The organism is Streptomyces sp. NPDC093510 (assembly GCF_040683555.1).
GTDB lineage: Bacteria > Actinomycetota > Actinomycetes > Streptomycetales > Streptomycetaceae > Streptomyces.
The window spans coordinates 1-12,640 of the sequence record NZ_JBFBEE010000056.1; the positions used below are offsets into that span (position 1 = coordinate 1).

Here is a 12,640-nt window from a genome sequence, read left to right on the forward strand (position 1 = left end):
CAGGCCACCGCCTTGTGGATACCTCATGGTTCCGGCGTACCGCGACTGAGACCACCTGTCAGCCCCTCCGACATCACGCCCACAAGCTCAGTAGAGCCCATCTCTGAACCCTCTGGAGCGTGGGGGTAGCCTGCCTTAGGCTGCCGATTTGTTCGGGAGGAGTCAGGTCGACCTCGTACGCGACCGGCTCGGTCAGGCTTGTCGACATGCAGGAGAATGCCCGCGCCGCTCAGCATGAGGGCGACGTCGAGAGCAACCATCCTTACGGCTGGACTCGTTGGCCCGGGTCGTACCGGCAGGTGGCCCGTCAGTTCGAGGACGTCGAGGGCGCGACGGTCTTCAAACCAAATGGCTTCCCCTTCAGCCTGGTCCACTTCGAGCGCGGTCTGCTCTATCCCTTCCGCTTCGCGATGGAGGACGTCAGTGTCCGCCGGGCGAAGCTGCCGTCCGTGGGCCCATTCATCCGCGAGCTGTTTACATTCGCCCCCGAGCCCCGCCAGGGCTCGCTCTTCGACGATGAGGAGCTCAGCCAAGGCCGCGTCGAGGTACGACCCAAACTCGCGGCACTTCCCGAAGGCACCCGTCTGGTGCTGATCCCCTACGCCTGCAACCCGCATGGCCTGCTCAAGCCGTACTGGGGCGTGGCATCCCTCCTGGACGAACAAGGGAACCTCGACTGGGTCGTCCAACTCGAACCCCTGCCACTGCCGGCGGTGCCGACCCGGCGTAGGCTCAGCTCTGTCCCGCAGCAGGCCACAGCTCCGGAGCACCTCAGCCTCGACGCGGGCGACCAGCCCACGCCGACCTGTTCGCGCGACCCGACGCGGACGAGAAGCGGGACGTGCCGCCCCTGACCGAGCCGGGCCCGATCGAACCACTGGCCCACGAGGACGATGAGAACGGACCCGCCCCTGCTGCCCGGTACTACCGAACGTGGCGTGACCCCACGCGCCGTCCACGACGCCTTCGACCCCGCCCGGCTGACCCAGGCCAGGCGCCTGGCGGGAATGACGAAGAAGGAGGTGGCAGAGCAACTCGGCGTGACACCCGCGGCAGTGGGCCAGTACGAAATGGGGGTGGCCAAGCCCCGCCCGGATCTCCTCCCGCGGCTCGCAGACACGCTCGACGTGCCGCTGCCCTTCTTCATCGCGGGCCGGCCGAGCAACCGGCTCGACTCCTCCATGGCGCACTTCCGTGCCCTGCGCAGCACACCCAAGGCCCAGGGCGAACGCGCCCTCGCATTCGCCGAACAGGTGTGGGAGCTGACCTACGCCCTGGAGAAGCGAGTACAGTTCCCGCCCATCGACCTGCCTGGCTTCTCCGGCGGGGAGGTACCCCCTGGCGTCGATCTCCCCCTCGATCCCGCAGCGGCCGCACGCGAGTTGCGCAAGCGGTGGGGCCTTGGAGACGGACCGGTCACCCATCTGGTCAGACGCATGGAAGCCCACGGGATCGTCGTCGTCATGCCAGCCGCCGATGAAGCAGCCCGCACGGTCGACGCCTTCTCCTCCCGGTCCGCGCGTCCGGTGGCGATCCTCACCCCCAATCGCACCAACGCCGTGTACCGCCACCGCTTCACCGCAGCGCACGAGCTGGGCAGCCGGCAGGAGCGCGAAGCTGACGCATTCGCCGCGGAATTCCTGACCCCGGCGGCAAGCATCACCCCACTGCTCCCTCGGCGCCTCGACCTCGCACAGCTCACCGGGCTCCGCCGAGTGTGGGGGGCAGCGTCGATTCGCTCATCTACCGCTGCCGCGAGCTGGGCATGATCTCCGACGCCACTGCCAGCCGCGGATACCAGCGCCTGCGCGCGCTCGACGGCCAGCCCGGCTTCACCCCCGAGCCGGTCGAGGGGTTCCCCGGCGAACAGCCAGCTCTGCTGACTCAGGCATACGAAATCGCCGAGCGGGTGAAGGGTCTCATGATCCCCCGGCTGGCTGACGAATTGGGGTGGCATCCCGAGCGCGTCCGCCGCCTGCTGGGCTCACCCGACACCAGACCGATACTCCGTATCGTCTGACACTCGTGGTGGGAGGCGTCGCGGGCCTGAAGACGAGACGCCAGGCGCACGGCCTCAACCTCGACGGGCAGCTCGAAGGCCCCGCCAGCCAGGGTGTCGAGGCCGTCCGGGCGATCTGCGATGAAATCAAGAAACTCATGGAGGGCATCGCCGAGATGTCTCTGGAGCTGGTCAGCCGAGTACAACGTAGGACACCAGCGTCGCGCACCTCGAGAACTCTCCCGGACGGAGAGACCGCCTGCGCAGCGCGAACCGCCTCGAGCGCCGGGCCGCTTGTGCCGTGAGAGCAACTCGCCGAACAACGAGTGCAGCATGGTGGCAGCATTCGGACGAGCAAGCTCGTGACCGCCGAAACCGTAGATGTCGTAACCCGTGAGGAGGTGGAGCCGCCGGTCCTCACCAACTCTCTCCGAGTAGATCCTGGGCGACGCCTTCCCGGTTGCGTCGGCGTAGTGCTGCACGCCATCGACCTCGATGACGATGCGCGACCGGTCCGGGGTGAGGAGTAGGAAGACCACACCCAGTCTCTGCCTCGCCGCCGCGATGTCGGCTCCGGAACAGCCGCCGACGTAGGTCCCCTTCTCCTGATGTCCCCGTGCGAACTGCACGAACTGCTCTGCGTCCCCGATTCCCATCCTGGCTCTCCCCGGACGGTCCGGCACCGGCGGCACGTCCCCTCCAGCCCTCCCAGGCGCCCGCCCCGGTGTCAGGCAGCCCCGTCACCGTTGAATCCCTGCCGCGGGCAAGCGGCCCCCATGCCGTCGGTTTTCTCGATCAAGACATCAAGGCCCTCTTCCACGGGCCGACCTCCGAACTCGCGCACCGTCGAACCGGTCCCTCACTTACGCCCGAGCGAGTCGAGGTCGGAAAGGTGCTGTCGGACCTGCGCGCGCAGCTGCTCGTTCGTCATGTCGTCCGCGTCCCGTAGGTCTGGATCGATGACGTAGTCGTCGAGAGCGTAGAAGACCTGGTCGAGGACCCTGGAGAAGGGTTCCCGCAAACGCTCCTGGAGCCGCAGCGATCTCCGTCGGGCGTCCAACCACGCTACGGCGAATTCCTCGCCACTGATGGCGTCGGCCACGAATGATTCCATGAGCGCCAGCTGTTCGGCGATGGCCGACCCGTCTGCGACATCGTTCTTCGTGGCCCACGCCATCTGAATGGGCCGGGCCTCCCCCGCCACCGCCAGCGCGGCCGGGTGACTGCGCCCGACCCGTTTCGCGTACCGGGAGAAGTCAACGGTCGCCTGATCGGCGCCTTCAGGAACGCCGCCCCTGAGGAACTCCCCCGTGCCGGCGATCAACGCGAACCCTTGATCGGTGACGAGGAGCGCCCCGGAGACATCAGGAAGTGCGAGCAGAAGATCTCCGCCGCGCCATGGAGTGTCCCGCAGGAGTCCTTCCCGAGTAGCCGCGATCTCGATCCCAGGCCCTTCGGCGGTCGCGCCCTCCACTTGACACGCGATGACGTGAACATACCCGGCCTGCTCAGCCCCCGAGCTCATGCGGCGGGCCAGGTGCTTGTCCATACCGGAGGGGGACGGCAGCGGCACCACCGTCTTCTCTCCTTCGGCAAGCCACTCGCGCCGGAACGAGCGCGGCCCCGCGACGACGTCCCACACCCCCCTGTTGCTTCCGCTACTTCGTTCCACTCCCGACCCCCCTTTTTCGCTCACCAGAGAAACCCACGCTGCACGACATCGGAGAACTGCCTCTCGTTGAGCTTGAAGGCGGACCAGAACTTACCGTCGGAGCGGAGCATGACCATCTTGAGGGTTTGGGGATCAATGAAACCGACCGCCGGACCTTGCTTGCGGTAGTTGTATCGGAAAATCTTAGTCCCCGGCGCAGTCATGTGTTCCTGCATAGATTTCTGGAAGGCCTTGAGGTTCGCTCCGTTGAGGTTTCCCGGATTGTCGAGGAAGTCCGTCGCGTGCGAGTGAAACTTCTTACTCATCACCTTCTGGCTAGAGAAGTCAGCCTTGTCCGACCACGCTCCCTTGGCGCAAGGAGCTAGCCCGAGAGGATCCGTCCAGCTATGCGGGTTGTCGACATACCCACGGGGGTTGTCGGAAGGAGCCAGCCCGAGAGGGTCGGGGGTCAGGTAGCGGCTGGTCTCGGGGTCGTAGGTTCGGAAATAGTTGTAGTGGAGCCCCGTCTCGGGGTCGAAGTACTGACCCGGGAAACGCAGTGGTGTGTAGGTGGTGCTGTTCGCCGCCCACGTGGTGGTACCCCACAGCGTGGCGCGACTGTTCCAGACGACGTCCCCATTTTCGTCGACCAGTTCGCTGGGTGTGCCGACCAGATCGGTGACGATCGAGAAGAAGCGTGAGTCGACCTCTTCCTGCGGCGCCTCGCCCACCCCGATGCGCTCGGTCTGGGTGAGGGGATGCAGGTCCCGGTGATCCCAGGTGAGGGTGACCGGTCCCGACAGTTCGGAGGCGACGGTGGTCTGCTCACAGAGTGTCGTGCCGTCCCAGCTGAAGTCGACCTGCTCGACAACCGACATACCGTCCGCCGCCAGTCGCTGTTTGGCGATGCGCCGACCGAGCGGATCGTAGAGGTAGCGCCAGCCGGTGCCGTCGGGCGTGACGACCGAGGTGAGCCTGTCCTCGTGGTCCCACGTGTAACGCCAGGTGTCCGGCTTCCGTGACAGACGGATCTTCTGCCGTAGGACGATCCGTCCCAGCTCGTCGTGCTCGTAGCGCACGGATCCGGCCCGGGTAATACGGGTGCCTTCGTACGTACGGGTGCCGGTGGCTTCCGCGCCGGCGTGGGAGACAGGCCAAGAAGCCTCAGTCTGGTTGCCCACCGCATCGTAGGCGTACCTCTCCGACCATGCCTCGGCCCGAACCGCGGTGACCCTCCCGACAGGGTCCACGTCGAAGCGACGGGTGCCCCACAGATCGTCGTCGAGCCCGACCAGATTGCCGTCCGCGCGGTAGTCGTACGCACGCCGCCGGACCGGGCGTCCGCCCGAACCCGTGACGGACTGCAGGGTCAGGCGGCCACAGGCGTCATACGCGTTGGAAACGGCAACGTCGGCACCGATACGCCGATGGGTTTCCTGACCTGCCGGGTCGTATGCGAAGGCGATCGTGCGGCCACTGGAGTCGAGCTCGGCGAGGTTACCTGCGGCGTCGTAGGCGTAGTCGCTGGTGACACCGCTCGGAGTGGTGCGGCTGATGCGGCGGCCCAGTACGTCATAGCGGTAGGAAATCGTGCGGCCGTTGACCGATTCCGAGAGAAGGCGTCCGCTCGGGTCATAGCGGAAGTCGACTTGAGCCTGCGGACCGACAGCCCGCGTCATCCGGCCTGCCGGGTCATAGGCGAAGCAGGTACTGACGCCGTCGATGGTCTGACGCACGATCTGCCCGAGCTCATCGTAAGCGAAGCGCGTGGCAGGGCTGTGGCCGTTCCTGCGAGAAACGAGCCGGTCGGCGGCGTCGTGGCCGTATCTCAGCGTGCGGCCGTCGAAGTCGGTCTCAAGTCTGAGGCGTCCCGCCGGGTCGTACTCGTAGTTCCAGGTAAGGCCCTGTGGATTCATGACCTGGATGAGTCGGAGTTCACTGTCGTGGGTGAAGGTGTGGCGCACACCGTCCGGACCCGTGCGCGCGGCGAGCAGGTCGAATGGCGCGTACTCGTAGTGGGAGACCGCTCCTAGAGTATCGGTGTGGCGGGTGCAGTTGCCCTCGCCGTCGTAGGCCCAGGACTCGCTGCTGCCGTCAGGGGCGACACGGCGTGCGAGGCTTCCTTCGACGGTCCACTGCATGCGCGTCACATTGCCCAGTGGATCGGTGAACGTTATGGGCCGTCCGAACGCGTCGCGCTCGTAGCGTGTTGTCGCACCCAGCGGATCCGTGATGCTCTCGGGGAGCCCAGCCGGGTCGCAACGCACGCGGGTTATGTGGCCGAGCGCATCAGTGACCGCAGTCAGAGCGCCAGTACCGTCGTAAGCGGATCGGCTCGTGGCTCCGGCTGAGTCCGTGACACTCGTGAGGTTGCCGTGCTCGTCGTACTCGTAACGCCACAGCACGCGGTCCCCCTCAGTGACCGCCGTCGGCAGCCCGAGTTCGCTGTACCGAGCCACGGTCGCGAGGCCGTCCGGCCGCGTCACCGACGCCACGCGGCCGTGTTCGTCGTAGCGATAACGAGTGGGGTGGCCGAGTGGATCGATGAGCGCGGTCAACCGCAACTCCTCGTCCCACTCCTGCTCCGTCACATGCCCCAGCGGATCGGTCTCCCGGATCAGGCGCAACGCGTCGTTGTGTTCGTAGACGCGGACGTGGCCCAGCGAGTCCGTCACGCGTGTGGTGCGTGTCGCGGTCTCGTAGGTGAGGGTGGAGGCGAGGGCGTTGCCCGTGCCGCCGGTGGCGATGACGCGGCCGTGGGCGTCGTACTCGTACCAGTACGTCGTGTCGTTGCGGTCGATCCAGGAGGTGATGCGGCCCTCGGGGTCGTAGGTGTAACGCATCGGCAGGCCCGAGGAGTTGGTCTCCTGGGTGAGGTGGCCGGAGTCGTCGTAGCCGAAGGTGATCAGGGTGGTGCCGGGGGCGGAGGGCTCCGCGGGGTCGAGGAGGCGCAGGGATGTGATGCGGGAGTCGGTCTCGTTGCGGTCCAGGGCGATGCGGTAGCCGCCGGAGTGGGTCACCGCGGCGGGGATGTCTCCCTCGTCGTACTCGATGGTGATCCGGTTGCCGTTGCGGTCCTGGACGTACTGGAGCGGGAGGTCGACCGCTTCGCCCGCGGCGGCCGGGACCGGGCTGTGGAAGACCTGGAGGAGGCCGCTGTCGGGGTCGGTGACACATATCGCGCCGTCGAATCCGTCGGCCCAGGACAGGGTCAGGCGTGATCCGGGGGTCTCGGGGCGGACCGCCTCGCCCCTTTCCGCGTCGGGCACGGGGAAGCAGAGCCGGGCGCCGTCGGCGGCGGCGTAGACGAAGCCGTCCTCGTCGGCCTGGATGCGCTGGTCCAGGGTGGAGGCCCAGGACGGGCCGAACCAGCCGCCGAAGCGGTAGGAGGAGATGTGGGTGCGCTCCAGAATGAGCGGGAGCACGCCGGGGAGTTGGGCATCCGTGCGCGACAGCGCCATGTCGCCGGTGGCCACGTCGATCGGGTCGCGGACGAACTTCTTGAGCGCGTTGCGCACCGAGGCGGGCAGTTTGTCGAAGCCGGGGCGCAGGGAAAGGCGTTCGAAGGAGGCGCAGTTGAGTTTCATCGCGCTGCGCAGCTTGGACAGGTCTCTGGGTTTGAGTTTGCCCAGGCCCTTGCCGAGGAGCGTGCCGAGGCTGCCCAGGCCGACGCCGAGGGCCGCCCCGAGCGCGAGGGTCTCCGCGAGTTTTCCGGGGTCCTTGAAGGTGGAGGGGTCCTGCAACAGGGTGTCGAGCGCGGCGAACTTCGCGCCCTCGCCGGCCATCTTGCCGACCCGCGCGATCGTCTTGATCTCCTTGAGGGCCTTCAGCGCCCGGCGCAGGCCCCGGATGACCTCCAGGACGGCGCGGATGGTGCGGGCCATCGCCGTGCCGGCGTGCTCGATGCGGCCGATCAGCGCCATCGCCTTCGCGAAGCGTGCGCCCGCGGCCAGGTTGCCGACCACCGCGGAGGCGCCGCCCGTGAGGACGGACAGGGCCAGGCCCGCCATCTCCACTTCGATGATCTCGACGATGATGACGTTGAGTTCGGTGAGCAGCTCGTGCGCCTCGTCGGCGTACTTGTCCAGGGCATCGGCGCCGTCGCGCAGCGAGTCCGCCATCTTCGTCGCCTGCGAACGGGTCTTCTTGGCCCGCTTGGTGAAGGCGGTGGCGGTCTTGCCCTCCCAGGTCACGTCCCGCAGCGCGGCTTCCGCGTCCTTGACGGACGCATCCACGGCCTTGGCCAGGGAGCGCCACTTCTTGGCGATCTCCCTGACCCCGTCCGGGTCCACGGCAGGGTCGGAGATGCCGAGGAACTCCATCATGCTGGCCATGTTGTCGCCGGCCATGTGGTTGAACTTGTTGATGTAGTGCAGGGGGTTGAGGTCGACCACGGGGCTCAGCCCTGCTTCCTGCCGCGCGCGGCGGCTTCGAGCAGTACGTCGAGGACGTCGAACGCCTCGGAGAGGTCGGTCATCAGCTTCGCCTCGCCGTGCCACTCGTCCACGAGGTCCGCCGCGACCTCGGCAAGCGTCTCCATGCCTTCGCGCACGTCGTCGGTCGCGCTCATGAGTGCACCGAGCGCGCCCAGCGCCGAAAGGTCATGCGAGGCAGCCTTGAAATCATGGAGCGGCTTTGCGATGTGATGCGGCGCCTTGCGCAGCAGCGGCGCCGCCTTCGCTATCGACTCCGAGTCCTTGCCCAGGTCTCCCACGGCCGCGTGTCCCCCGATACGTCCCGATACTGCGCGTTGCAATGTGCACAAGCCAACGGCAGACAGTAGTCGTCGCAGGTAAGTGGAAAGTATGCGGCTGCCCATGACGAGGTAAAGAGACCGACGGTGGTCGCGGCCCCGGCCGTGGGGCCGTCAGTCGTCGAGAGCCTCCATGACCTTTACGAGGTCCACGCACTTGAAGTTCGTCGAGGGCCAGTCGTCCTCCCCGAGGGCGTCGCCCGCGAACTCGCCGTCCACGCATGGGCCTCGGCGCGCGATGCGGCATCCCACAACAACTGGCGGCGCCCTGTTGCAAGCGCCGCCTGGCCCCAACGGGCATCCACACGCAAACCAGCAGGGCCCGCAGACGCCAGCCGCTCACCATCGCCAGACTAGTGTGGTGACCGCCGCCTTCAACGCCCGGTCACGAGCCGAGAAGTCCCGTGGCTTCGTCGCCCGGAACGCCGCCGCCGGCTCCGCCGTTCCGGGCGACCTCCAGGGGCAGTTGACCGATGTTGCTCAGCACTCCGCTGCCGGGTGTCGTGTGGGTCATGGCCGTGTCTTGCCTGTTCGCGATGATCATCGTGTTGTCGAAGGCAGCATTGCCGACGCCCACGATGTTCTCACTGGCTTCAGCTGGTCCAGCCGACAGGGCCACCACCCCCAACGTCGGCACCACCAGAACCGCCCGCTTGCGCCCAGCCCCTGCTCGCATCGCCACTCCCATGACCTGTCCCTCAGCGCACAGGCCGGCACCCATGTGCTGTTTCTAACAAAAGCGGTTGATCATGTGACTGTTGGTATATCGACTCTTGATCTGGTCGTGGAGAAACGTGAGTCGCGGCCATGCATCGTGCCGGATGAACTGTGGTCACTGATCGAGCCGTTGCTGCCGAACCGGAACCGAGATTGGCACAGGGCAGACCTCGAATACCGGACTGGCAGGCCCTGAGCGGCATCTTGTTCGTGCTGCACACCGGCATCCAGTGATCCAGTGGGAGTGCCTGCCCCAGGAGCTTGGGCTTCGGCTCGGGCATGACGTGCTGGCGGCGGCCGACCGACCCCGGCGAAGGCCGGACGCCCTGCCGGCTGACTGCGGCTACGACTACGACCTGTACCGCCGTCTTCTCTGGCACCGCGGTATCCGCCCCGTCATCTCCGAACAAGGCCAGCCACACGGCTCTGGCCCGGGCATCTTCCGCTACGTCATCGAGTGCACGATCGCCAGGCTGCATAGCTTCCGCCGTATCCGCATCCGCTGGGGACGGCGCGATGACTCCACGAAGCCCCCTCAGCCTCGCTGCCTGCCTGATCAGTCATCGCCACGCCCAACGGCTTTGTTAGCGACTTTGAGGACTGCCATGCCGTGGTACATATGGCTGCTCGCCGCTTCAGCTCTTGGGGCTCGAAGTTCTTCACGCTGACGCTCGTCTTCGAAATTGCCGCTCGCGCTCCTCGACCACGAGTACGTACTTCAACGGGATGCTGTGCCCCCACGCCCAGTGACCGCATCCCTCTGTGCCCCCTGCCCCCTGCCCCCTGCTTGATCGCCACATCTCCAACAACCGCGCGCGGTCCCACCAAGAGCTGTTCCGGCGGGACCGCGCCGCAGGTCAGCCCTCGACGGCCTCCAGGAAGTACTCGTAGGAATCCAGGTCGAGACTCACATCGGCAAGCCGGCCGAGTGCGGCCGCCTGGCTCTCGTCAAGGGGGTACACGTCGACGAGACAGTCGGCCGGGATGCCCACCACGTCGGCTGCAGCCTCCAGGCCGATCCCCGAGACATCCAACTCACGCTCAGGAGAGTCGGAGTCCTTCCTGTAGACGGTAATCAAAATCTTCACGGGGTTACCTCTCGTGACTTGTCCGCGGGCTTTGTCTCGGCGCCCGTGGTGGGGTCGTACTCGCCGAGATGTTTGCCTCGCTTGTTGTACTTCTCGACAGTGCCATGCTGGGAGTCCCATTCATAAATGTTGCCCTTCGGGTCCTTCCATCGCTTGCGAAGACCGCCACCGCCCTGGACGGGCGTCTTGGGCTTGGCTTTGCTCGCTCCCGGGAATGCGGGGAGGTTATTCGGAGCACGCACCGGGCCGGGGTCCGTCTTCCTGGTGACGCCCCCCTTGCTCTGAGCGTCACGCAGTGCCGCCCTGAGGCCCTCGTCGATGCGGCCGATGCCGTCGGCGGACGCGAACGCGCCGCCGACCAACAGCGTCGTGCTGGCCGCGATGGCCGGAGCTCCGGCGAGACAGCCGACTCCGGTGATGCACAAGGCCCCGCCGCCGACGTCGCCTGACGCTCCGCCCACCATCATCACGACACCCAGTGCCGTTTCACCAGCTCCCGCCCAGATGTCGGGGTTGGAGAGGATCGACGTACCGTAGTCGACGACGGTTCCTGCAGTGTCGACGAACGTGTGAGCAGCGCCCTTCAGCCAGCCGGGCACCCAGCTGTCGTCCTCGGCTGCGGCGGTCTCCTCCTCTGCGTCGGCCTTCTTCCGTGCCTCTTCCGCCGCCCGCCAGGCAGCCTCTTCGGCTCGCTGTTTCACGACGGCCGCTTCAAAGGCTTCGCTCGCTGCCTTGCTCGCGGCCTTCTCGTCCTTTCCCGCGGCCGTCGCCGAGGAACGCGCCTCATTGGCCGCGGTCCATGCCTCGTCGGCCGAACCGCGAGCCCAATTGGCCGAACTCTGCGCCTGCGTCGCCGAGTTGGTGGCCGCGGTCGCAGCTGCGTTGGCGTCGGCCTCCGCCTTACGAGCAGCCTTCGCCGACTCCCTCGCCCGTGCCGCCGACGCTTCCGCGGCTTTCGCCGACTTCTGCGCTTGGGCGGCGTACTCCTCGGCCTCGGCTGCCGAGTTCTTCGCCTGCTTGGCGGCCTTGTCCGCTTCGGCGGCGGCCTTGTCGGCCACGGCGGCGGCGCGTGCGGCCCAGGCGGCGTCCTTGCGAGCCGTGGCCGCGACGCCCGAAGCCTCGGCGATGAGCCGCCGCACGTCCGCGACGTGGGCCACGGTGAGCTTGTCCCTGCGGGCCGCCTGGTACTGGCCTGTCTGGACGAAGGCATGCATCAGCTGCGGCGGGCCCGCCTGGGCGACCTTCACGGCGGCCTTGACCTCGGGGCCTCCCACACTCGCCAGCTGCACGGCACGGACCTGCTCGTCGGCCTTGCGGGCCGCGAACTGACCGTCGTTGAGGAACGCGGCGAGTTTCGCGGGGGCGCCGTCCTTGAGTGCGGCCCGTGCGGCCTCCTTGACCTCGGTGCCGCCGGTGCTGGCGATCTGCACCACTCGTTTGCGGAAGTCCCCGGCCGCGGCCTCGTTCCCGCCGCTCACGAGGAAGGTGTGCACCTTCCCCGCATCGCCCGCGAGGGCCCGCTGTGCCGCCTCGCGGAGGGCCGCCGACCGGGGGTCGTCCGCGAGGCGTTCGACGCGAGCGCGTTCGTCCTGCTCGGCCGCCTTCTTCCAACCCGTGCGCAGATATTCGGCGATGGCCTCGTCCGAACCAGCGAGGGCGACCTCGGCCGCGGCACGGCTCCAGGGCCCGCGGGTCTTCATGGCGATGACAGCAGCCTTGCGGCCCTTGGCCGCGACATCCTTGGTGTCCGCGCCGGGCTTCGCGGCCTCCGTCGCGAGGCGCCCGGCCTCGGCGTCGAGGTCCTTGGCCTCCTTGGTGACGCGGTCCCGCTCGGCGGTGCGGGCGTCGTCCGCCTCCTTGAGGTCCTTGGCCTCCTCGACTCCGGCCGCGGTACGGGTCTTGAGCTCCTCGCGCTCGATCTTGCGTGCCAGGTCGTGGGCCGCGGTGGCCTTCTTCACCGCGTCGGTGGCGGCGTCCGCGGCGCCCTTGGACGCCTTGGCGTGCCGCTTGGACTCCGAGGCCGCCTTGCCCGCGTCGCCCGCGTGCTTGGCGGCCTTGTCGGCTTCGACCGCTGCCGAATCGGCGTGATCGGCGGCCGAGTTGGCCGCCGCCCTGGCCTCGTCGGCTGCCTTGCTCGCCCGGCCCGCCAGCGTGGCGGCCTCGTTCGCGGCGCGGGTTGCCTCCTGTGCCTGGCGCCGGGCGGAGGCTGCGGCGAGCCGGGCCCGCCGGGCCTGCGCGCCCGCCTGGTCGGAGTGGTTGCTCGCCTCGGTGGCCGCGTCCGCCGCCGCGTTGGCGTTGGCACCGGCACTGGCCGCCGCGTGGGCCGCGTTCCCGGCTTCCTTGGCCGCCGTGCCGGCCTCCTTGGCGGCGCCGGCCGCCGCCCGCGCACCCTTGGCGGCGCCGCGGGCCACTTCGGCGGCCTTGCGCGCGGC

Annotated in this window: 9 protein-coding genes and 1 pseudogene; 3 read left to right on the forward strand and 7 right to left on the reverse strand. The window is 67.9% G+C overall.

Annotated elements, in window-relative coordinates:
* The first annotated feature begins 206 nt into the window (after positions 1–206).
* Together AB0N81_RS41780 and AB0N81_RS41785 are read left to right on the forward strand one after the other, a co-directional pair.
* Entirely contained in the window at positions 207–854 is a 648-nt protein-coding gene (locus AB0N81_RS41780; protein WP_365368142.1) for a hypothetical protein, read from the forward strand.
* A gap of 153 nt (positions 855–1,007) precedes the next feature.
* Positions 1,008–1,769: a helix-turn-helix domain-containing protein gene (locus AB0N81_RS41785; protein ID WP_365368144.1), complete on the forward strand. Its 762-nt coding sequence runs from the start codon at positions 1,008–1,010 to the stop codon at positions 1,767–1,769.
* A 115-nt stretch (positions 1,770–1,884) separates the two neighbouring features.
* Here the strand turns inward: AB0N81_RS41785 and AB0N81_RS41790 are convergent, their stop codons facing one another.
* The 5 genes from AB0N81_RS41790 to AB0N81_RS41810 all read right to left on the reverse strand — a co-directional run bounded on the left by AB0N81_RS41790 (position 1,885) and on the right by AB0N81_RS41810 (position 9,124).
* Positions 1,885–2,655: a hypothetical protein gene (locus AB0N81_RS41790; RefSeq protein ID WP_365368158.1), complete on the reverse strand. Its 771-nt coding sequence runs from the start codon at positions 2,653–2,655 to the stop codon at positions 1,885–1,887.
* 203 nt (positions 2,656–2,858) lie between these two features.
* Complete coding sequence (locus AB0N81_RS41795; protein WP_365368146.1) at positions 2,859–3,641, reverse strand: colicin immunity domain-containing protein; 783 nt, start codon at positions 3,639–3,641, stop codon at positions 2,859–2,861.
* A gap of 50 nt (positions 3,642–3,691) precedes the next feature.
* Positions 3,692–8,044: a DUF6531 domain-containing protein gene (locus AB0N81_RS41800; RefSeq protein ID WP_365368148.1), complete on the reverse strand. Its 4,353-nt coding sequence runs from the start codon at positions 8,042–8,044 to the stop codon at positions 3,692–3,694.
* Positions 8,045–8,049: 5 nt separating this feature from the next.
* Positions 8,050–8,364 carry a hypothetical protein gene (locus AB0N81_RS41805; RefSeq protein WP_365368150.1) on the reverse strand — a complete coding sequence of 105 codons (315 nt, stop codon included), beginning with the start codon at positions 8,362–8,364 and terminating at the stop codon, positions 8,050–8,052.
* A 424-nt stretch (positions 8,365–8,788) separates the two neighbouring features.
* Positions 8,789–9,124, reverse strand: a complete 336-nt coding sequence (locus AB0N81_RS41810; RefSeq protein ID WP_365368152.1) for a hypothetical protein — start codon at positions 9,122–9,124, stop codon at positions 8,789–8,791.
* 90 nt (positions 9,125–9,214) lie between these two features.
* Between AB0N81_RS41810 and AB0N81_RS41815 the strand changes: the two are divergent.
* Positions 9,215–9,708 (forward strand): annotated as a pseudogene (locus AB0N81_RS41815) (transposase).
* 269 nt (positions 9,709–9,977) lie between these two features.
* On the opposite strand, the gene AB0N81_RS41820 reads toward AB0N81_RS41815, so the two are convergent.
* The gene (locus AB0N81_RS41820) at positions 9,978–10,208 is read right to left on the reverse strand and encodes a hypothetical protein (protein WP_365368154.1); all 231 of its coding nucleotides are present in this window, start codon (positions 10,206–10,208) and stop codon (positions 9,978–9,980) included.
* A partial coding sequence (locus AB0N81_RS41825; RefSeq protein WP_365368156.1) for a colicin E3/pyocin S6 family cytotoxin occupies positions 10,205–12,640 on the reverse strand: 2,436 nt, incomplete at its 5' end. The genes AB0N81_RS41825 and AB0N81_RS41820, both read right to left, overlap by 4 nt.

Bases quoted from the DNA above. Each gene is read 5' to 3' on its own strand.
- AB0N81_RS41810 (WP_365368152.1), bottom strand. From the start codon at position 9,124: ATGGGTGCCGGCCTGTGCGCTGAGGGACAGGTCATGGGAGTGGCGATG.
- AB0N81_RS41780 (WP_365368142.1), top strand. From the start codon at position 207: ATGCAGGAGAATGCCCGCGCCGCTCAGCATGAGGGCGACGTCGAGAGC.
- AB0N81_RS41790 (WP_365368158.1), bottom strand. From the start codon at position 2,655: ATGGGAATCGGGGACGCAGAGCAGTTCGTGCAGTTCGCACGGGGACAT.
- AB0N81_RS41785 (WP_365368144.1), top strand. From the start codon at position 1,008: ATGACGAAGAAGGAGGTGGCAGAGCAACTCGGCGTGACACCCGCGGCA.